Source organism: Holtiella tumoricola (assembly GCF_027857615.1).
GTDB classification, from domain to species: domain Bacteria; phylum Bacillota; class Clostridia; order Lachnospirales; family Cellulosilyticaceae; genus Holtiella; species Holtiella tumoricola.
In genome coordinates this window covers 103,619-125,169 of record NZ_JAQIFT010000014.1, presented here as the reverse complement: position 1 = coordinate 125,169, position 21,551 = coordinate 103,619, and the positions used below count along the sequence as shown (strand labels likewise).

Genomic DNA, 21,551 nt, shown 5'->3' with positions numbered 1-21,551 from the left:
TAGGTTAATTGATTGCAGTATTTGTTTTTGAGAGTATGAGGTTTTATACTTAAACTAAATATTCTAAGCATTTTTGGTGACGATGCGCTTTAGGGAAACACCCGTTCCCATACCGAACACGTAGGTTAAGACTAAAGCGGCCGATGGTACTTGTCTGGAGACGGACCGGGAGAGTAGGTGGTTGCCAAATTTATGCGCGAGTGGCTCAGTTGGTAGAGCATCTCCTTGCCAAGGAGAGGGTCGCGGGTTCGAGTCCCGTCTCGCGCTCTGTAGAGGCTTTCGATAGTTCGAAAGCCTTTTTTTGTTGTATAATTTTTGTTATTACCTATTACAATAGATATATGGTTGTATACTGATACTATTAAAATTCATAGCTCATCTGTAAGGAGAAGAAGTAATGGTTGTAGGAATGTGTAAACTTAAATTATATGCCCCATGGGTACATTCACTAAAAGAAAAGCGTATGATTATTAGAAGCCTCCTAGGCAAGGTAAGGAGTAAGTTTTCTATATCTATAGCTGAAGTAGAAGCTATGGATGTTCATCAAACAGTAATAATAGGTTTTAGTATTGTAACGAACGAGACAAAGGCTGCTGATGCTATAATAAATCAAATTATAGGCTATATTGAAGAAAATACTGAGGCAGACTTATTGGATATTGAAAGAGAAATTATAAGTGATTTTTAAGAGAATGTAGATTCTACATTCTCTATTTTGATTAATAGAATAAATATTTGGTTAAGTGTAGGGCATGTAGGTAAGCTTATTGTATTCCAACTTCTAGTCCTCAACTTTTAAGACAGGCTAAGTTCATTTCATCAAACTAACGATCAAAACTCAGAAAAGAAGTGCACTTTTCTTCAGACATTTCCTTAAAACCAGTTTGATTCCATTCGCTAAGCCTCTCTAAAAAGTCTGTGGAGGAAGTTTCTATACAACAACTTACCTTACAGCCCATCACATCATACCCCTTCCGGTAGAGAAATAGTAAAACTACATGATCCATTTTCTAAACATCCTTCATGTGAAGGGTATAATCATTTCCGAGTTTAGATTAAAAGTACTATTAATTCTACAAAGCTTATCTTACTTAACCCAGTAGCAAAAGACATTGAGACATGCAACTGTTAGTTGTATTTATCTTAATCTTAGATTCAACTGAAGGTTTATTGAATAGGGTATTCTGATTTGGTAAGCTTAAGACAAAGCTAACAGGGAGGAATACAAATGAATATTAATAATGTAGGGAACTTTATTGCACAGCTTCGTAAGGAAGCTAATATGACACAGTCAGATGTAGCAGATGCACTTCATATTTCACACCAGGCAGTATCTAAATGGGAGAGGCTAGAGTCTTTGCCGGATATTACAATTCTGCCAGAGCTTGCTAAACTATTTGATATTTCTATTGATGAATTATTGAATGGAAAGAAAAAGGCTTTAGAAGAAAAAGAATCTATTAATTTAGAAGAAGAGACTTTTATTAATGATTTAGCAACTCAAAAAGTTGAAGAGGCAAAAGAAATTTTAAAGAAATTAGAAAATAAAGCAGAGCTTTTAAAGGAAATAGCGCCTATTACAAAGCCAAAGGTATTAGATGAGATTATGGAAGAAGTAGAGATTGATTTAGATCAAATAGAGGAATTTTTGCCGTTTTTAGGAGCTAATGTATTAGATAAAATTATTAATCAGGCGATAGTTTCTGGTAAAGTGGCTAGATTACAATCAGAAATCTATCCATTTCTAAACAATGAACATAAGAATCAGCTTATAGACCATTATATAAATCAGAAACAGGAATATGACTTAGATGATTTTTATCCTTTCTTAAATGGAAATCACAGAGAAAAGCTCATTAATTATTTTTTTGAAAGGAATAAAATAATTAATCTAGAAGATTTATATCCTTTCTTATCTAAGGAGGAAAAAGATTTGGTAATCGAAAGAATATGCCAAAATAGTTCTTATGAATATATAGAAGATATGATGCCTTTTATAAATGGCGAGCAAAAGGATAAAGTAGTACAAAAAGCCTTAAATGATAAAATTGATAAAAGTATATTGAGTGATTGGGCACCTTTTCTTAATCAAGAACAACTGACAAGAATTATTTTAAAAAGTAATAAATGAAAAAGTTGTACACATTAGTACCAATAAAATAGAGTGATTTGGGGATAAGTAGAGGTAATCATACACATTATGTGAATAACAAATAAATTTGAAGTTATAAAGCTAGACAAAAAGGTGTAGCTAGAATAGAGCTACACCTTTGATATATAATAATTTAAATACGTACTAAAGTATGAGGATCGGCAATAACTTCTTCTAACTGAGCAAGTTTAGCCACATCCCAATAAGCGTCTCTATTAAAAGTACAATATAGAGCTTCTACTACAATAAGAAGCTTTTTCTCTGTATGCACTTCATAAATAAGTTCATCACCAATTTTAATTTTGTTTAAAGCACCTTTAATCTTTTTAGTAAAGACTTTGTTGTCATATTCTATTTCAAGACGATCATCTAACAAAAATTTTGCAAAATCCTCTTTATTCATAAGCATTTCCTTTCTTTAATAGAAATTTTGTAATGGTAAGTGTAAGAGTGTTTTACATTATATTGTATGTTAAAAAGTCGATAAATAATAATTAAAATGTTGGGAATACTAGTAGAAAGTTCCCTTATTTGTAGTATACACCTTTTAAATAGGCTGTAAACAAGGTTTAAATAAAATTTCTTAAAAAAAATTATAAAAACCTATTTACATACGTCAATCAGTGTGCTAGAATAACGAAGTAGTCAAGAGACGGCCCATTGGTCAAGCGGTTAAGACACCGCCCTTTCACGGCGGTAACAGGAGTTCGATTCTCCTATGGGTCATTATATATGGTGGGGGTAGCTCAGTTGGTTAGAGCGCCAGATTGTGGCTCTGGAGGCCGTGGGTTCGATTCCCATTCTCCACCCTATATGTTTCAACTAAATAAAGTTTCAAGCATATGAACTTAGGGTTATCGCCAAGCGGTAAGGCACAGGATTTTGATTCCTGCATTCGGAGGTTCGAATCCTCCTAGCCCTGTTGTCCAAATGGACAATTCATAACATGGGTCACTAGCTCAGTTGGTAGAGCACTTGACTTTTAATCAAGTGGTCCGGAGTTCGAGCCTCCGGTGGCTCATATGCGGGTGTGGCGGAATTGGCAGACGCACTAGACTTAGGATCTAGCGCCATTGGCGTGGGGGTTCGACTCCCTTCACCCGCATCTTTTTAAAAAATAATATTTATAATTTACACGCGGGTGTAGTTCAATGGTAGAACTCCAGCCTTCCAAGCTGGCCACGTGGGTTCGATTCCCATCACCCGCTTACGCGAAAAGCCTTACTCATATGAGTAAGGCTTTTATTTTTATGTATATTTGCCAATAGATGCACGTGTAAATGATTTTGGGATGATTGTATTAATATAAAGATATAACGGCGCATTAATAAATAGTTTAATTATTTCATAATGAATTATATTGGTATTGATTAATTGTAAATATAGTATGTTTAAAATCACATGTAATACTATAGAGTCATTATTAGAGTGATATATTAGTGATAGTAAAATATTTAATTGTGTTTCCTATATTGTAACTTGGATGGTATATGAAAGTTAGTGGGTGCCGTTATTTAAAGTATATTAAAAGTAACAATAGAAGGTTACTATGCCTGCAGTTTTAGATAAAGCATCTTTAGTAGGGGATATGTTTAGGATAAAGTGACTATAGAAGTAAGTATTAGTATAGTTTATTGGTAATAACAAGTTATTAGTTGTAGTTATTTAAAGTATGTTAAAGGTAACAGTAGGAAATTACTATGACTGTAATTTTAGGTAAAGTATTTTTAGTAAGATATATGTTTATGATAAAGTGACTATAGAAGTAAGTACTAGTATAGTGTATTAGTAATAACAAGTTATTAGGTGTCACTATTTGTAGTATATTGAAGGTAACAATAGCAGAATACTATGTTTGTAGTGTTAGGTATAATATCTTTAGTTGAGATATATGTCTGTGATAAAGTAATTATAGAAGTGAGTACCGGTATAGCTTGTTAGTTACTATAGAGGTCACTATTTGAGGTAGAGTACTAGCAATAATAAGCCTGTTAGTCGTCTCTTTTAACTTGAAATATATTTCATTATTATAATAAAACATTTTGTCTTAAAAATCAACAATTTATTATAAAAATATGTTAAATTAAATCTAATTATAATGCTATATGTAAAAAAGGCTACTATATATAAAAAAGTAAGATATAAAGAGAGGGGAAAGTAAGATGACTAAAAATAAGTTACTAGAATTGTTTGAGAATCATAAAGGAGAGTACTTATCAGGTGAAGCTATTGCACAAAGTTTAGGATTATCTAGAACAGCTATATGGAAGAATATCAACTTACTTAGAGAAGAAGGTTATGATATTGAATCTACTAAGAAAAAGGGGTATACCCTAAATACTAACTCCGATATATTGTCTAAAATGAAATTACAGCAATTTTTAGATAAAAGCTTTCCTATAGACCATGTAGAAATGCACAAAGTGGTAGATTCTACGAATAAGAGAGCACTTGCTTCATATGTGACAAAAGAAAAAAATTGGATAGTAGTAGCAAGTGAGGAACAAGAAAAAGGAGAAGCTAAAGAAGAAGCAAGTTTTTACTCACCTCAAGGAAAAGGGGTTTATATGAGTGTAGTGATTGATTTGAATTCCCCTATGGATGCAATGGATACTATAATTAAACAAAATAGTGAAGCTGTTAGAGTAGTTATACGAGAAATTACTCAGGTAGACACAGAAATAGGTGAAGATAATAACCTTTATTATAACAATAGAAAATTAAGTGGTATTATGACACAGATGTATATAGAAGCAGAGAGTAAGACTATTAAAAGCATGATTGTTGGTATTGGCATATATGTACACGGAGCAGATGAAAAGGCTATTGCTTTAACTGAAATTACTGGTGAATATTGTAATAGAAGTGAGCTTATTGCACGTGTTTTAAATAAGTTATATGCCTATTATGGAAGATAAGAAATAAAGTAAAAATTAAATAGAATAAGTAAAAGGGATATGATGTATAAAGACATCATATCCCTTTTACTTATTCTAAAGCTTAATAATATTCTAAGTAAGAATTTATAAAATAGCTTGAACGAAATTAACTCCAAAGTCAAAGGCTTCTTTAAGATTACTTTCGCTTGGATTAAAAGCAATATTTAATGGTTCTACTGGCATAGGGAATTTAAGTTGTGCAAAGCGTGCAGCAATATTTTTAGTAGCTTCACCACTCCAACCATATGAACCAAAGCAACCAGCTGAAATACCTTTATGAATTACAGGATTTAATGAAGTTAGAAGTTTCCAGATAGGAGGAAGTGTATCGGCTAAAATAGTAGGAGAACCAATTAATAGGCCTTTAGCCATACTAGCTTCAGCAAGAACTTCATCAAAATCAGCAGTTACAAGATCATAAAGTAAAACATCACAATTAGGATTTGTGCTTAAAATACCTTCATGGATTTCTTTTGCAAGTTTTTCTGTATAACCATAAGCAGATACATAAGCTATAACGATACTAGGAGTAGATCTTACAACAGGTTTACTCCATTCTTTATAGAAATTAATATATTTAGTCATATTTGTACGGTCTAATATCATACCATGACCAGGGCAGATAAAATCGATTTCTAAGTCTTCAATTTTTGCTAATGCCTTAAGAACAAAAGGTTTAAATGGGCCCATAATCATATCGTAATAGTATTTGTAAGCTTTAATATAATCGTCTTCTTTTTCTTCTTCAAGTTCAGCTTTAAATACACGTTCATCACTATAGTGAGCGCCAAAAGAATCACATGTTACAAGTGTACGGTCTTCTTCAATGTAAGAATACATAGAGTCTGGCCAATGTAGGCAAGGTGCACCAATAAAACGAATAGTTTTATCGCCAAGTGAAAGTGTTTCCCCATCTTTTACAACAAGGCTTTTGAATGGTGCATTAATAATTTCACTCATATATTTAATTGCTTGAGTCGTTCCAACAACTGTAGCAAGAGGTGCAAGTTCAAGAAGACGTGCAACACTACCTGCATGATCTGGTTCAGTATGATTAACGATAATATAGTCAATTTCAGTAGGGTCAATCACTGTTTTTAGGTTTTCTAAATATTCATCAAAGAATTTGGCTTTTACTGTTTCAAACACAGCAGTTTTTGCACTTCCTTTAAGAACATAGGCATTATAAGTCGTTCCAAATTCTGTTTCCATTACGATATCGAATACTCTTAGATCTGGATCAAAGGCACCGACCCAAGATAAAGCTTCAGTCACATTAAGATGTTTAGCCATAACAAGACTCCTTTATAATATATTACTAGATAATAATTATTATAATAGAAAAATTAAAGTTGTCAAATGTGACAAAGTTACTTTTCAAATGATAAAAACGTGATATAATTAAAGTTAAAGGATAATTATTATCCATAATAAACAAATTATTAAAAACTTTCTAGAATTTTATACTATAATACAAAATTAAGAATTTATACACAAATCGAGGAGGGACTACTCATGTCAAAAAAAATGATGACAATCGACGGTAATACTGCTGCATCATATGTAGCTTATGCATTTACAGACGTAGCAGCAATTTACCCAATCACACCATCTTCAACAATGGCTGAAGTTGTGGATGAATGGGCAGCACAAGGCAGAAAAAATATCTTTGGCCAAAAAGTAAGTGTAGTAGAAATGCAATCTGAAGCAGGTGCAGCAGGTACATTCCATGGTTCACTTCAAGCAGGTGCACTTACAACAACATTTACAGCTTCACAAGGTTTACTTCTTATGATTCCAAATATGTATAAAGTAGCTGGTGAGCTTCTTCCTGGTGTATTCCATGTAAGTGCTCGTGCTTTAGCAGCTCAAGCTTTATCAATATTTGGTGACCACCAAGACGTTATGGCAGCTCGTCAAACAGGTTGCGTAATGCTTGCATCTGGTTCTGTACAAGAAGTAGCGGATATTGCTCCAGTTGCGCATCTTGCAGCGATTAAAGGTAGATTACCTTTCGTTCATTTCTTTGATGGATTCAGAACATCACATGAAATACAAAAAGTAGAAGTATTAGATTATAGCGATTATGAAAAATTAATCGATCAAGAAGCTTTACAAGAATTCAGAAATAGAGCACTTTCTCCAAACCACCCTGTAACACGTGGTACAGCTCAAAACCCTGATATCTACTTCCAAACAAGAGAAGCTTCAAATAAATATTACAACAACATTGTTGGCATCGTAGAAGATTACATGGCACAAATGTCAGAGTTAACAGGTAGAAAACATAGTTTATTTGATTACTATGGAGCAGCTGATGCTGAAAACGTAGTAATTGCTATGGGATCTGTAACAGAAGCTCTTGAAGAAACAGTTGATGCTTTAAATGCAAATGGTGAAAGCTTTGGTCTTGTTAAAGTTCACTTATATAGACCATTCTCAACAGAACATTTCTTAAATGCTGTTCCAACATCGGCTAAAAGAATCTGTGTACTTGATCGTACAAAAGAACCAGGTGCATTAGGCGAGCCTCTTTACTTAGACGTACGTGGTGCATTCTATGATAGTGAAAGAACACCAATGATCATTGGTGGACGTTATGGTCTTGGTTCAAAAGATGTAACTCCAACAGATCTTAAAGCAGTATTTGATAACTTAACAAGTGAACAACCTAAAAATAGATTTACAGTAGGTATCGTAGATGATGTAACTTACACATCATTAGAAGCAAAAGATACACTTAAAATTGCTTCAACAGGTACAATCAGATGTAAATTCTGGGGTCTTGGTTCAGATGGTACTGTAGGTGCTAACAAACAAGCAATCAAAATCATTGGTGAACATACAAATAAATATGTTCAAGCATACTTTGATTACGATTCTAAAAAATCTGGTGGTATCACAATGTCTCACTTAAGATTCGGTGATTCACCAATCCGTGCAACATACCTTATTGATGAAGCTGATTACATAGCTTGTCATAAACAAGCATTCGTACATCAATATAATATCCTTAAAGGCCTTAAAAAAGGTGGAAACTTTGTACTTAATACAGAGTGGGATTTAGCTGCACTTGAAGAACATTTACCAGCAGCAATGAAACAATACATTGCTGAAAATGAAATTAATTTCTACACAGTAGACGCTACAACTATTGCAAAAGAAATTGGTCTTGGATCACGTATCAACATGATCATGCAAGCTGCTTTCTTCAAACTTGCTAATATCATTGATGAAAATCAAGCTGTAGAATACCTTAAAGCTTCTATCAACAAAGCTTATGGTAAAAAAGGTGAAAAAGTCCTTTCTATGAACTACCAAGCAGTAGAAAAAGGTATGAATGCTCTTAATAAAGTTGAAGTACCAGCATCATGGAAAACAGCTAACCAAGCAACAGGTTGTGGATGTGGATCATGTTCATGCGGTGCAAAAGCAGAAGAAAAACCAGATTTCATTAAAAATATCGTTGAACCAATCAATGCTCAAGAAGGTAACAGCCTTCCAGTAAGTGCATTCAATGATTACGAAGATGGTACATTCCCAGCAGGTACAGCAGCACACGAAAAACGTGGTATTGCAGTAGATATTCCAAGATGGGATATGGAAAAATGTATTCAATGTAACCAATGTGCATATGTATGTCCACATGCATGTATTAGACCAATCCTTGTAAATGCAGATGAAAAAGCAAATGCACCAGAAGGATTTGAAACTAAGAAAGCTGTTGGTAAAGCATTCGATGGTCTTGAATATAGAATCCAAGTAAGTGCACTTGACTGTACAGGTTGTGGTAGCTGTGCAGAAGTTTGTCCTGCTAAAGGAAAAGCTTTATTCATGGAACCACTTGGAGAACAAGTAGAAACACAATCAGCTAACTGGGATTATGCAGTTAAAGAAGTATCTTATAAAGGTGACCTTGTAGAAGGTAAAACAGTTAAAGATAGCCAATTCAAAACACCTCTTATGGAATTCTCAGGAGCATGTGCAGGTTGTGGTGAAACACCATACATCAAACTTGTAACACAACTCTTTGGTGACCGTATGATGATTTCTAATGCAACAGGTTGTTCATCAATCTGGGGTGGTAGTGCACCATCAACACCATATACAACAAACCACGAAGGTAAAGGACCATCATGGGCTAACTCACTCTTCGAAGATAATGCTGAATATGGTTACGGTATGTTCCTTGGCGTAAAACAAATGAGAAACAAAATCCAAGCTAACATGGAAGAATTAGTAGCTATGGATATTCCAGCAGAATACAAAGAAGTATTCACAAACTGGTTAGACAACAAAGAAAATGGAGAAGGTTCAAAAGCAGCAAGTAAAGCTGTAAGTGAACTTCTTGCAAATCATACATTAACAGATGAAAAAGCAGTTACTTTAGTGAAAGAAATTGCTGAAAGAGAAGACTACTTAGTAAAACGTTCACAATGGATTCTTGGTGGTGACGGATGGGCTTACGACATCGGTTATGGCGGTCTTGATCACGTTCTTGCATCAGGTGAAAACGTAAATGTACTTGTATTCGATACAGAAATTTACTCAAATACAGGTGGTCAATCATCTAAATCAACACCAGTAGCAGCTATTGCAAAATTCGCAGCATCTGGTAAGAGAGCTAAGAAAAAAGACCTTGGTAAAATGATGATGGCTTATGGCAACGTATATGTAGCTCAAGTTGCCATGGGATCAGACAAAAACCAAACAATCAAAGCTATTCTTGAAGCAGAAGCATATGAAGGTCCATCTATCATCATTGCTTATGCACCATGTATTAGCCACGGTCTTAAAAAAGGTATGGGCTGCTCAATGGAAAATATGGCAGATGCAGTTAAAGCTGGATACTGGCATTTATACAGACACAACCCATTATTAGAAGAACAAGGTAAAAATCCATTTATCTTAGATTCTAAAGAACCAACAGAAAGCTTCAGAAGCTTCCTTATGGATCAAGTACGTTATTCATCTCTTGCAAAACAATTCCCAGAAGATAGTGAAGGGTTATTTGAATTAGCAGAGAAACATGCTAGACAACGTTATGAAGGCTACAAAAAATTAGCTGAACAAGAATAATAAATACTCCTCTCATACGATTAAAAACAGCTGTCACACATAAAATGTGACAGCTGTTTTTTTGATAAAAAATATTTTAATACAATAGATGAAAGACAATAAAAATGCCCTAATTAGATACTTAAATCTAATTAGGGCATTTTTTATAATTTATAACGAAGTCTTCTAGTTTCTCTATAGTTTCAGGACTTAATATATGCTCAATTTTACAAGCATCTGCTTCTGCAATTTGAGGGCTTAGACCGAGGACATGAGTCAAGAACTTCTTGATTAGGGTATGTCTATAAATGATATCTTTTGCTGTTTTACGCCCTAAGTCAGTGAGCCTGATATCTCCATAAGATTGCTGTGTAACCATACCAGCATCTTTTAAGTTATTAATAGCCTTATTAACACTTGGTCTAGATACATTAAGTTTTTTTGCTATGTCTATAGAACGGACAACACCATTTTGCTGTTCAAGTTCTAATACAGTTTCAAGGTAATCTTCACCAGATTGTCCTAGAGTCATGGTTTCCCTCCTCCTTCATAGTATCCCTTTATATATTATAACAAATATTTTAATGAATTAAAAATAAAACACTTTAGTTGTGAAAAAATATTGACAGAACATTCAAGTCGATATAAAATAATGTTAGTTAAGGTTAACATTGTTTGCTAATGTTAACATATAATATAATGAAAATCAAGTTAGTTGATAAAATAGAGAAAAGATACTTATTAGAAGTATTATGATTGTATAACTTGGGAGGGATAGTATGAGTAATTTAAAGAAAGTACCTTGTGGTAAAAGTGCTATCGTAAGACAAATAGATGTGCAAGGCACACTTAAAAGACGTATCATGGATATGGGTATTACAAAAGGTGTTGAAGTAACAGTTAAAAAAGTAGCGCCATTAGGAGATCCTATTGAAATCTCTGTAAGAGGATACTCATTAAGCTTAAGAAAAGAAGATGCGAAGAGCATATTAGTTGAGTTAGTATAACTCGATTTTTTTTGAGAGATAAGTTAGCCTAGTCTAACAAATAGAAAGGGAGTTAGCGAACTATGGGATATAATATAGCATTAGTAGGAAACCCGAATAGTGGGAAGACTACTGCATTTAATGCTCTAACAGGGAGTAAGGCTTATGTTGGGAACTGGCCAGGTGTAACAGTTGAAAAGAAGGAAGGTAGATTAAGAGGTACTAAAGAAGAAGCAACACTTGTTGATTTACCAGGTATTTATTCACTTTCACCTTATACTCCAGAAGAGGTAGTAGCAAGAAACTACATTATTAAAGAACAACCGGATTTAATTATCAATATTATAGATGCTTCAAATATTGAGCGTAACCTTTACTTAACTCATCAATTAGTTGAATTAGGTAGACCAACTATCATTGCTTTAAATATGATGGATATCGTTGAGAAACGTGGAGAAAAAATTGATCTTAAAGCACTAGAAAAACGTTTTGGAGTTAAAGTTGTACCTATTTCAGCTGCAAAAAATAAAGGTTTAGAAGAACTTATTAAGCTTGCCTTAGAGGTATGTGTAGCGAAAGTACAAATTAAAACAGAAGCATTACCATTAGAAAAGTCAGTAGAAGTTGCTATTGAAGAAGTAATAACAATCTTACAGGATCAAAAAATTGATGCACATTATGATACGCGCTGGTTTGCATTAAAGGTACTTGAGCAAGATAAAGAAGTTGTAGCGCAACTTAACTTATCAAGTGCTGATAACCAAGTGATTAAAAACTGTATCGAGCAACTTACAGCAGAATATGAAGATGATGTTGAAAGCATCGTTATTAATCAACGTTATGAGTATATTACTAAGTACATTAACGAAATTGTTAAAAACAGAATGAGCCATAAGGTAACACTATCAGATAAGATTGATAGAGTTGTTACAAATAGAATTTTAGCTATTCCTATTTTCTTTGGAATCATGTGGTTAGTATACTTCTTATCAATCCAAACAGTGGGTGATATGACTATTGGATTTATGGAAGAGTTATTTGGTGGTATTGGTGATCAAGTAGGGATATTCCTTGAAAGTATGAGTGTATCACCATGGATTCATGGATTAGTAGTAGAAGGAATTATTGGCGGGGTAGGAGCTGTACTTGGATTCGTACCACAGCTTATGATTCTCTTCTTATTAATTGGTATCCTTGAAGATTGTGGCTATATGTCACGTGTTGCCTTTATCATGGATAAGATCTTCAGAAAGTTTGGCTTATCAGGAAAATCATTCATTCCTATGGTTATTGGAACAGGCTGTTCTGTACCAGGGATTATGGCATCAAGAACTATTGAAAATGAGCGTGATCGTAAGATGACAATCATGCTTACACCATTTATTCCTTGTGGTGCTAAGCTACCTGTATTTGCACTTTTAGTAGGAGCATTCTTCCCTGATCATGCATGGGTAGGGCCTTCTATGTACCTTTTAGGTATTTTAATGGTTATCATTTCAGGATTAATCTTGAAAAATACTTTATTTAAAGGTGAAGCAGCACCTTATATTTTAGAATTACCAGAATATCATGTGCCTAACTTTAAAGGCGTATTTATGCAAATGTGGGATCGTTCTAAAGCTTTCATTGTAAAAGCTGGTACAGTAATCTTTGTTGCTTCAGGCCTTATTTGGTTCCTACAATCATTCAACTTTAGTCTTCAAATGGTAGAAACAGATCAAAGTATTTTAGCATCTATTGGTCACTTTATTGCTCCAGTATTTGCACCACTTGGATTTGGTACATGGCAGGCATCTGTTGCTACTGTAACAGGATTCTTAGCAAAAGAAGCTATTGTTGCCACATTTGGTGTTTTACTTGGAGTAGGTGAAGTTGCAGAGTCAGACCCAACATTAGTTACAAATATGGGTGCTTTATTTACACCACTTAGTGCTTATGCATTTATGGCATTTACACTACTTGCAGCACCATGCTTCGCAGCTATTGGTGCTATGAAAAGAGAGTTTGGTAACTGGAAGTGGACACTTATTGCACTAGGATATCAAACAGGGCTTGCATGGATAGTAGCATTTTTAATTTACCAAGTAGGCGGATTATTTATTAAATAGAAATGGAGTGAGATGAAGATGGCAGATTTTATTATTATAGGAATTATAGTATTACTGATGGCAGGAGCTAGTTATAAGATCTATCGTGATAAAAAGAATAACCCTTGCGGTTGTGGATGTTCAGGATGTGCACAAAAAAGCTGCCCATCTAAACATCAAGCTAAAGATAAAGATAAATAAAAGAAGGCGGTATAGTGCATGCTATACCGCCTTTTAATGTACTTAGGGGGAGTTATTTTGGTTGGGGTGGGAGTTTAAAGTCAATTTCTTTATAACAGAACCACCAGTCAAAGCAGGTATATTCTCCTTCACGTTTTTCAGCAGTAGGAATATCAGTTGGAGGAGGAATGATACCTTTATTTCCGATCAATTCGTTGTTTGGCCAATTAGCAGGGAGGGCCACCTTATTTGCATCACCTACTTGTAAAGCGACGAGGGCACGAATAATTTCACTAATGTTACGACCAATCTCAAGAGGGTAGTATAAGATAAGTCTAATAGTACTAGTAGGATCAATAAAAAATACTGCTCTTACAGTTGAAGTTTTCCTAGTAGGTTGAATCATGCCAAGTTTTGTAGCTGTTGTTCCAAGTGGATCTGCAATAATAGGGAATGGAATATTTTGACCTAGATTTTCTTCAATCCATTGTACCCATTTCATATGAGGCTGTACTTGGTCTACAGAAAGACCAAGAAGGTCCGTATTAAGTCCTTGGAATGTATCATAATTCTGAGCAAAAGATACAAATTCAGTTGTGCACACAGGCGTAAAGTCACCAGGATGGCTAAAGAGTATAAGCCATTTACCTTTGTAGTCATCAGGGAGCTTTTTCACTCCATAAGTTGTTTGAACTGTCATATCAGGGAACTTATCTCCTATTAAAGGAAGATTCCCCATAATTTCTGCCAATCCTATCACCTCCTACAACACTATTTATATTCAAGATAGGAGTTGTATTATGAAAAAAATTATTAATGAAGATAATACCGTTCAATATAGCGATAGACTTCACTTAAATCAACCTTGTCTGCAAAGTCTTTAAGGTAAGGTACCTTTTTATAATCATCTAACTCTATAGGTTCTTCAAGAGGAGGATCAAGACGATAATAATTTGATTTTAATAGCTCATAGCTATAACGATTTTCTATAGGTGTATTCGTATTCAAAAGGACACTCAAAAAGGGAGCTTTTGATTTGGTAAATGGATTAATAGCCCACTGAAGAACACCCCAATTTTTTGTACGACGTACAATACGTTCAGGATAAAATCCTGTACCAATAGAAAGCAAACGAAAATCGGATAGATTATATGTTGTTGGAAATACAGAACGTACGCAAATAACAGGAGCAGCAGTAGGAGAATTCATAAATACACCACCATCAATAAAGTTATTCACGGAAGGAAAGTATGTAGGGGCAGCGCTACTACAGAGTGCTACATCAATGACCTTTTCAGAAATTGTAGGATTATTGACTAAGTTAGTAAAAAACACACCTTCAAAACCCTTACATGTATAACCTTTTACATTAAAGGACGGAATAAAAGCATATTTAGGTAGAGAAGCAAGAGAAAGATTTTTGGGGAATACCTCCTCAAGAGTTTCCTGAAGATGAATATTTCTATACTTAGGAATAAAGAGATTAGGACGTTTTGGGGTAAAGATATACTTTACTTTATCATAGGAGTAAAAGTCATCAATTTCTTCTACGGATTTTTGATAGGCCAACCCTAGGGCAATAATAGAGCCTGTAGAAGTTCCCGCGAACATATGGGTTTGGTCAAGAAGTGTAGGATACTTTTCAACAATACGTCTTAAAAGTCGTGTAGAAAGTGCACCACGTATACCACCTCCATCAAAGGCAATGATACGGAAGACAGACATATTAGATCCTCCCTTACAATATATATCAAGATTATTTTATGAAAAGAGATACTACACTAGACCAAAAAATATCATACATAAAGTAAATGTATCATAAAATGTTATGATACTAAATGGTTAGGGAGATCAAAAAATGAAATGTTACTTTTGTAATGTTCTTAGAGGATTCAAATCCAAAGATGCTAGCATAGACTTAGAATGTAGAGTAAGACAGACACCTAACTTCGTTTTGGTAGATATTGACCAAGACGCTATGCCAGAAATTCTATTTACTTATATGTATGATGATGAAAAGTATATTGCTATTTTGAAGCGCAAAGATATGAAATGGTACTTTATGGATACTATGCCAGAGAGTGAGCACAAAACTATTGGATTAGGTAATTTAGTAAATACAATAGAGAATAGCTCTATTACTCCAGCATTAGTAGGAGAGGTAGTAGAGTTAGAGCAATTGTTTGGAGAAGAAAATCAGCCATTTGTTGCGTTTATTAATGACATGGCCTATCACGGCATAGTTATTCAGCCAACACGAGAGAATTCAAAAACTAGTAAAGATGCTAATAGTACAGTTGATTTGATAAATTTAACTTTAGAACAACTCCAATCTATTACTAATCCTCAGTTACCACCAGTAGAAAAAGTAAATACAGAGCAAGCACAGAAAGCTTTACAACAAAATGTAACTACACCTATTACTAGTATTACTGAGACAGATAATGTGGTAAATGCAGGAATACAACAAATATTAGATTTGTTTAATCTAACGCCAGAGCAATTACAAGCTATTTTTACTGCACAGTTACCACCGGCAGAAAATATTAACACAGAAGAAGCCCAAGATGCCTTAGCGCAAAATGTAATTACGCCTATCACAAGTATTACTGAGACTGATCAAGTTGTAAATGCAGGAATGCAGCAAATATTAGATTTGCTCAATCTAACATCAGAGCAGTTCCAAGCCATTACTAGTGGTCAATTACAAGCACCAGAAAATATTAATACCCAACAGGCACAAGAGGCTTTAGATCAAAATGTAATTACACCTATTACAAGTATTAATGAAACAAATCAGGTTGTAAATGAAGAAGGGCAGTCTCCAATAGCTAATGGAAATAGTACAGCAGATTATCAAGCGGTACTAGATAAAGAAGTGATCAACTTTACACAAGCAGATGTAACAGGAGATGGTATGCAAGATAGTATTTATCTAGTTGGAGATAGGCAGACAGGAAATAGTACTGACCGTATCCGAAATATGGGACTTAGAGTACAAACAGGCGGAAAAACTTTAAGCGTTGATTTTCCTTATGGTGATGGATATAGCCCAATTTTATTTGTAGGAGATCTAACAGCCAATGGTATACCTGACGTTCTGGTAAACATCTTTGCAAGTGGATCAGGTGGATTTATCACAAGTTATATCTATACTTTTGAAAATGAGCAACCAAGGCTATTATTTGATTCTAAAATATTTAATGAAAATTACACGGGTAAGGTAATATATGAGGATAATTATAAGGTTAGGGTTATTACCAATAGACCTAGATGGCAATATACAATAGATATCAGTGATAGAGATAGAGCCTATTTAGCTACTCTATATGATATCAATGGAAAGTTAAGGCAACCAACAGAAGGTGCATTACTTGGCCTATCTTCATTGAATCCTATTGATTATGATGTAAATGGGGAATTTAATGTTTCTGCAATACAAAGGGTAATCGGAATAGGTAATATGGATACCTTAGGATTAGTTGAAACTTATTTAAGATGGAGAGGTGCAACAAATAGATTTGAACCATTTATGCAATACTTATCTGTATTAGGCAGACCACTTTAAAAAAATTATAGTAAATAAAAAAGTACTTCTACTGCGGTGAAGTACTTTTTTGTTATATTCATTTAGAAAAGAAATTAAGGTGTGTAGAGTTGTTTAAGAGAAGAGATAGATGCATTAGAGGTAGTAAGTTCTGAAAGATAAATTTCTCCTCTTAGAAGTTTCTTATAGAGTAAATCTAAGTCACGACTTTTGATAGGTAAGTCTGGATCTGTGAGATAGGTATACTCAAAAGTTGGTGCCACTGGTAAGCAGAGTGCTTGATTATCAAAGTTAATGATACAAGGGGTAGAGAGTGTATTGTATTCATCAGGGCAGGGAATGAGCGTATAAGGTATGAAAGAAATAAAGAGTGTCTCATTTTCATAAAAACCATCTATAATTCTGCCTCCAAAAGTTCCTTCACAATAGCTGTTAGCAGGTTTAATTTGATTGATAAGAACAGAAGTAACAGGTACATCGTCATAAATATCTATGAGCATAGGCTCAGGTAAATAAGGTAAATCTAAGAGCTCTTGCCCCAAATAAGTACTAATAAAAAGAGATTGATCATAATCTACATCAAATCCAAATAGAGGAAAGAAAGGAAGTGCATCGATATATATTCTACCTTCTTGGACAAAGGTATCTAAAGAAATAGGTTGAGTATTGAAATATGAGCAAGTATCTTTAAGAGAATAAGTAAATATATTATTTTCGTACTGTACGTTGACAGTATGAGTAAGATCATCAAAAGAGAGGTCCAAATCTAAGCATTCACTAATTGCTCTTAATGGTACATATATTTGATCACGGGTCTCAATAATAGGAGAAGTAATAGAGGTTAATTGATCATTGATAAAAAGTAAGGGTGACTTACTAGGGGTAGCATAAGTAAGTGGTAGTATAAATAACAGAGTAAGTAGGAATGTCGAGAAGCGTAATAAGCACTTTGGCATATATTTTCCTCCTTTTAAATAGTTCTTTATACCTATATATATGCCTATGGACAAGAAGTAGACTAATTTTGAGACAGGCTAATAAACTTTTTGAAAAGAGGAAGCATAGAAGAAGAGGTGGCAAGCATAATTTCAGGGTGCCATTGTACACCCACTCCAAATGGATAGTTTTGAAGTTCAATACCCTCAATAATAGAATCTTTTGACCAAGCAGTAGCAATAAGGTCTTTACCTAGTTGATGAATCGCTTGATGATGAAAGGAATTAGTGGCAAAAGATGTTCCTATAAGTTGTTGAAGTAAAGTATTTTTGCTTGTTGAAACAGTGTGAGTGAGATTAGTACGTGGAGATTGTTGTTGATGTTGTAAAGAAGCGTGAGGGCATTCACTAAGGTCTTGATAGACGTTGCCACCTTTTGCAGCATTAAGAACTTGCATGCCACGACAGATACCTAGGATGGGTTTATGATCTTCTAGAGCAAGCTTAGTAAGAGTGAGGTGATGGATATCAACAAGGTAATTAGTTTCACCTAGGTATTTGTTAGGTTCTTCACCATAGAGAAGAGGGTTAAGATCATCTCCTCCAGCTAGAAGTATACCATCACATAGATTAAGTTGAGCCTGAATATCTGATGGATTAGAGGTAGGGGGTAACAATATAGGCATACCACCGGCTTTAAAAATAGCTTCTTCATAATCTTGATTATTATTAGTAGAGTAGCGGCCGCTATAGGCATTAGAGCGGAAAAGTAGATTGCTAGTAATACCGATAATAGGTTTTGGCATATTTAAAGCTCCTTCCTAAAATGGATAAATACTATATACTATGCAAAGGAGAAGAATAAATGCCTATTCAAACTATTCAAAAATAGACAAAGCAAAAAGAGGCACGCCTAACCTGATCGTGCCTCTTTGTGACTTTGAGGAAATTTATTTAAAGGAAACTATTTACCAAAGTAAGCTTTTTTGTAAAGCTCTTGTAATTCTACAACTTTTGGTAAACGTGGGTTAGCTGTTGTACATTGATCTTCGAATGCTTTGTAAGCAAGATCTTCTACTGCTGCCATGTATACTTTTTCTTCGATACCACAATCTTTGATTGTCATTGGAATGTTAAGTTCTTTCATAAGATCACGGATTGCTTTAACTAAAGATTGTACGCCTTCTTCTGGAGTAGAAGCTTTAAGTCCAAGAGCTTTAGCAATTTCAGCAAATTTTTCTGGAGCAATATATTTTTCATATTTAGGGAAGATAGCAAACTTACTTGGTGTTGTTTGACCATTGTATTCAACAACATGAGGAAGTAAGATAGCGTTTGCACGACCATGAGGAATATGGAACTCTGCACCTAATTTATGAGCCATTGAGTGGTTGATACCAAGGAATGCATTTGTAAATGCCATACCAGCGATACATGATGCATTATGCATTTTTTCACGAGCTACTGGATCTTTAGCTCCGAATTTGTATGAGCGTGGTAAGTATTCAAATACTAATTGAATTGCTTTAATTGCAAGTGCATCTGTGTAATCTGATGCAAGGATTGATACATAAGCTTCAATCGCATGTGTTAATACGTCAAGACCTGTATCTGCTGTTACAGAAGCTGGAACGCTCATAACGAATTCTGGATCAATGATCGCTACGTCTGGAGTTAACTCATAATCAGCAAGAGGGTATTTCATATTTTTAGATCTATCAGAGATAACTGCGAATGATGTTACTTCTGAACCTGTACCTGAAGTTGTTGGGATAGCTACGAATTTAGAGTTTTTACCCATTTTAGGGAACTTGTAAACACGTTTTCTAATATCTAAGAATTTTTGAGCCATACCTTCGAAGTCAGCTTCTGGGTGTTCGTAGAATAACCACATTGCTTTACCAGCATCCATTGCAGAACCACCACCAAGTGCAATGATTACGTCTGGTTTGAATGAACGCATCATATCAGCACCTTTTCTTACTGTTGTTAAGTCTGGATCTGGCTCAACATCGCTGAAGATTTCGATAGAAACTTTATTTTGATTTTTGTTTAATTGATATACTAATTTATCTACATAACCTAATTGAACCATCATTGGATCAGTTACGATCATTGCACGAGAGATTTCTGGCATTTTAGCAAGGTAAGCAATAGAACCTTGTTCGAAGTAGATTTTTTCTGGAATTTTGAACCATTGCATATTCACGCGTCTTTTCGCCACCCTTTTTTTGTTGATTAAGTTTGAAGCTGTAACGTTTGATGTAGTAGAGTTACGTCCGTATGAACCACATCCAAGTGTAAGTGATGGCATATTTGTATTGTAGATATCACCAATTGCACCATGTGTAGAAGGTGAGTTTACAATGATACGACCTGTTTTAAGTCTATCAGAAAAAGCATTAATAGTTGCTTGATCTGTTGAATGGATAACTGATGAGTGACCAAGACCACCAAGTTCAACCATTTGTGCAGCTTTTTCAATACCATCAGCAGCATCTTTAGCTTTGATTACAGCAAGTACTGGAGAAAGTTTTTCTCTTGAAAGTGGATACTCAGCACCTACACCTTCGATTTCACAACAAAGAACTTTAGTTTCTTTTGGAATTGTCACACCTGCAAGAGCAGCAATTTCATATGGGTATTTACCTACGATATCTGGGTTAACCATTTGTTTTTCAGGATTGATAACAACTGGTTCGATTTTTTTGATTTCTTCTTTAGTTGCAAAGTAGCAACCATGTTTTTTCATGTAAGCAATAGCTTTATCATATACAGGAGCTTCAATGATAGCAGCTTGTTCAGATGCACAAATCATACCATTATCGAATGATTTTGAAAGGATAAGGTCTGTAAGAGATCTTTCAAGTACAGCTGTTTTATCAATGAAAGCAGGTACGTTACCAGGACCTACACCAAGAGCTGGTTTACCAGCTGAGTATGCTGAACGAACCATTCCAGAACCACCAGTAGCAAGAATCATTGCAACACCTGGATGATTCATAAGAGCTGAAGTTGCTTCGATTGATGGATATTCAACCCATTGAATACAGTTTTCAGGAGCACCAGCAGCAATAGCAGCATCTCTTACTGTTTTAGCAGCTTCTACTGAACATTTTTGAGCTGATGGATGGAAACCAAAGATGATTGGGTTTCTTGTTTTCATTGAAATAATAGCTTTGAACATTGTTGTAGAAGTTGGGTTTGTAACAGGTGTAACCCCAGCAATAACACCGATTGGTTCTGCTACTTCCATGTAACCTTCATCTTCATTATCTTCAATAACACCTACAGTTTTATCATGTTTGATACTGTGATAAATGTATTCTGTTGCGAAAATGTTTTTTGTAACTTTATCTTCGAAAATACCACGACCAGTTTCTTCAACTGCCATTCTTGCAAGTTTCATTTGAGCTGCAAGACCAGCAAGTGCCATAGCTTTTGTGATTTCATCTACTTGTTCTTGATTAAGTTCCATAAATTGTTCAAGGGCAACGTTAGCTTTTTTTACAAGCTCGTCTACCATTACGTTAGCGTCGATAACTGGTGCTTTTTGTTCTTTTTTTTGATCTGCCATGATTAAAGCCTCCTTAGGGTATGTGTTTATATTTTAAGAAATAATCTGCTTGAAATAGTTTGCCTAATTAGGAATTAGCATATGCTTTTA

General features: G+C 34.6%; 16 protein-coding genes, 7 tRNA genes and 1 rRNA gene. 16 read left to right on the top strand and 8 right to left on the bottom strand.

The window, feature by feature from the left end; genetic code table 11:
- Nucleotides 1-72: 72 nt before the first annotated feature.
- The 4 genes from rrf to PBV87_RS03590 all read left to right on the top strand — a co-directional run bounded on the left by rrf (nucleotide 73) and on the right by PBV87_RS03590 (nucleotide 2,131).
- A 5S ribosomal RNA gene (gene rrf / locus PBV87_RS03605) occupies nucleotides 73-190 on the top strand.
- 4 nt (nucleotides 191-194) lie between these two features.
- Nucleotides 195-267 (top strand) — tRNA-Gly (locus PBV87_RS03600).
- A 130-nt stretch (nucleotides 268-397) separates the two neighbouring features.
- Nucleotides 398-688, top strand: coding sequence for a DUF503 domain-containing protein (locus tag PBV87_RS03595; protein WP_271011176.1), 291 nt, complete (start codon nucleotides 398-400; stop codon nucleotides 686-688).
- A gap of 540 nt (nucleotides 689-1,228) precedes the next feature.
- Nucleotides 1,229-2,131: a helix-turn-helix domain-containing protein gene (locus tag PBV87_RS03590; protein ID WP_271011175.1), complete on the top strand. Its 903-nt coding sequence runs from the start codon at nucleotides 1,229-1,231 to the stop codon at nucleotides 2,129-2,131.
- 154 nt (nucleotides 2,132-2,285) lie between these two features.
- On the opposite strand, the gene PBV87_RS03585 is transcribed toward PBV87_RS03590, so the two are convergent.
- A complete protein-coding gene (locus PBV87_RS03585; protein WP_271011174.1) occupies nucleotides 2,286-2,555 on the bottom strand; it encodes a hypothetical protein in 270 nt (89 codons plus the stop codon).
- Nucleotides 2,556-2,806: 251 nt separating this feature from the next.
- On the opposite strand from PBV87_RS03585, the gene PBV87_RS03580 reads away from it, so the two are divergent.
- From PBV87_RS03580 to PBV87_RS03550, 7 genes are all read left to right on the top strand, one after another.
- A tRNA-Glu gene (locus PBV87_RS03580) sits at nucleotides 2,807-2,878 on the top strand.
- Between the two features lie 9 nt (nucleotides 2,879-2,887).
- Nucleotides 2,888-2,961 (top strand) — tRNA-His (locus tag PBV87_RS03575).
- Nucleotides 2,962-3,002: 41 nt separating this feature from the next.
- Nucleotides 3,003-3,074: transfer RNA gene (locus PBV87_RS03570), tRNA-Gln, on the top strand.
- Between the two features lie 26 nt (nucleotides 3,075-3,100).
- Nucleotides 3,101-3,173 (top strand) — tRNA-Lys (locus tag PBV87_RS03565).
- 3 nt (nucleotides 3,174-3,176) lie between these two features.
- A tRNA-Leu gene (locus tag PBV87_RS03560) sits at nucleotides 3,177-3,257 on the top strand.
- Between the two features lie 32 nt (nucleotides 3,258-3,289).
- Nucleotides 3,290-3,360: transfer RNA gene (locus PBV87_RS03555), tRNA-Gly, on the top strand.
- Nucleotides 3,361-4,314: 954 nt separating this feature from the next.
- A complete protein-coding gene (locus PBV87_RS03550; protein ID WP_271011173.1) occupies nucleotides 4,315-5,070 on the top strand; it encodes an HTH domain-containing protein in 756 nt (251 codons plus the stop codon).
- 105 nt (nucleotides 5,071-5,175) lie between these two features.
- On the opposite strand, the gene PBV87_RS03545 is transcribed toward PBV87_RS03550, so the two are convergent.
- On the bottom strand, nucleotides 5,176-6,384 hold the full coding sequence (locus tag PBV87_RS03545) for an FprA family A-type flavoprotein (protein WP_053982386.1): 1,209 nt from the start codon (nucleotides 6,382-6,384) through the stop codon (nucleotides 5,176-5,178).
- A 222-nt stretch (nucleotides 6,385-6,606) separates the two neighbouring features.
- Here PBV87_RS03545 and nifJ point away from each other — a divergent pair, with 222 nt between their 5' ends.
- A complete protein-coding gene (gene nifJ, locus PBV87_RS03540; RefSeq protein ID WP_271011172.1) occupies nucleotides 6,607-10,170 on the top strand; it encodes a pyruvate:ferredoxin (flavodoxin) oxidoreductase in 3,564 nt (1,187 codons plus the stop codon).
- A gap of 127 nt (nucleotides 10,171-10,297) precedes the next feature.
- Here the strand turns inward: nifJ and PBV87_RS03535 are convergent, their stop codons facing one another.
- A complete protein-coding gene (locus PBV87_RS03535) occupies nucleotides 10,298-10,681 on the bottom strand; it encodes a metal-dependent transcriptional regulator (protein WP_053982388.1) in 384 nt (127 codons plus the stop codon).
- A 247-nt stretch (nucleotides 10,682-10,928) separates the two neighbouring features.
- Between PBV87_RS03535 and PBV87_RS03530 the strand changes: the two genes are divergently transcribed.
- From PBV87_RS03530 to PBV87_RS03520, 3 genes are all read left to right on the top strand, one after another.
- Nucleotides 10,929-11,156, top strand: coding sequence for a FeoA family protein (locus PBV87_RS03530; RefSeq protein ID WP_053982389.1), 228 nt, complete (start codon nucleotides 10,929-10,931; stop codon nucleotides 11,154-11,156).
- 62 nt (nucleotides 11,157-11,218) lie between these two features.
- The gene (gene feoB / locus PBV87_RS03525) at nucleotides 11,219-13,243 is read left to right on the top strand and encodes a ferrous iron transport protein B (protein ID WP_271011171.1); all 2,025 of its coding nucleotides are present in this window, start codon (nucleotides 11,219-11,221) and stop codon (nucleotides 13,241-13,243) included.
- Nucleotides 13,244-13,261: 18 nt separating this feature from the next.
- Nucleotides 13,262-13,423: a FeoB-associated Cys-rich membrane protein gene (locus PBV87_RS03520; protein WP_198524836.1), complete on the top strand. Its 162-nt coding sequence runs from the start codon at nucleotides 13,262-13,264 to the stop codon at nucleotides 13,421-13,423.
- Between the two features lie 52 nt (nucleotides 13,424-13,475).
- Here PBV87_RS03520 and PBV87_RS03515 read toward each other — a convergent pair whose 3' ends face one another.
- Both PBV87_RS03515 and PBV87_RS03510 read right to left on the bottom strand, forming a co-directional pair.
- Complete coding sequence (locus PBV87_RS03515; RefSeq protein WP_242847628.1) at nucleotides 13,476-14,153, bottom strand: peroxiredoxin; 678 nt, start codon at nucleotides 14,151-14,153, stop codon at nucleotides 13,476-13,478.
- Nucleotides 14,154-14,215: 62 nt separating this feature from the next.
- Nucleotides 14,216-15,127: a patatin-like phospholipase family protein gene (locus PBV87_RS03510; RefSeq protein WP_053982390.1), complete on the bottom strand. Its 912-nt coding sequence runs from the start codon at nucleotides 15,125-15,127 to the stop codon at nucleotides 14,216-14,218.
- A gap of 133 nt (nucleotides 15,128-15,260) precedes the next feature.
- Between PBV87_RS03510 and PBV87_RS03505 the strand changes: the two genes are divergently transcribed.
- Nucleotides 15,261-16,970 carry a hypothetical protein gene (locus PBV87_RS03505; RefSeq protein WP_271011170.1) on the top strand — a complete coding sequence of 570 codons (1,710 nt, stop codon included), beginning with the start codon at nucleotides 15,261-15,263 and terminating at the stop codon, nucleotides 16,968-16,970.
- A gap of 74 nt (nucleotides 16,971-17,044) precedes the next feature.
- Here the strand turns inward: PBV87_RS03505 and PBV87_RS03500 are convergent, their stop codons facing one another.
- From PBV87_RS03500 to adhE, 3 genes are all read right to left on the bottom strand, one after another.
- Nucleotides 17,045-17,905, bottom strand: a complete 861-nt coding sequence (locus PBV87_RS03500) for a stalk domain-containing protein (protein WP_271011169.1) — start codon at nucleotides 17,903-17,905, stop codon at nucleotides 17,045-17,047.
- 62 nt (nucleotides 17,906-17,967) lie between these two features.
- A complete protein-coding gene (locus PBV87_RS03495) occupies nucleotides 17,968-18,690 on the bottom strand; it encodes a gamma-glutamyl-gamma-aminobutyrate hydrolase family protein (RefSeq protein ID WP_271011168.1) in 723 nt (240 codons plus the stop codon).
- Between the two features lie 158 nt (nucleotides 18,691-18,848).
- Nucleotides 18,849-21,461 (bottom strand): bifunctional acetaldehyde-CoA/alcohol dehydrogenase, encoded by a 2,613-nt coding sequence (adhE, locus tag PBV87_RS03490; protein ID WP_053982393.1) that lies wholly within the window; start codon nucleotides 21,459-21,461, stop codon nucleotides 18,849-18,851.
- Nucleotides 21,462-21,551: the final 90 nt, after the last annotated feature.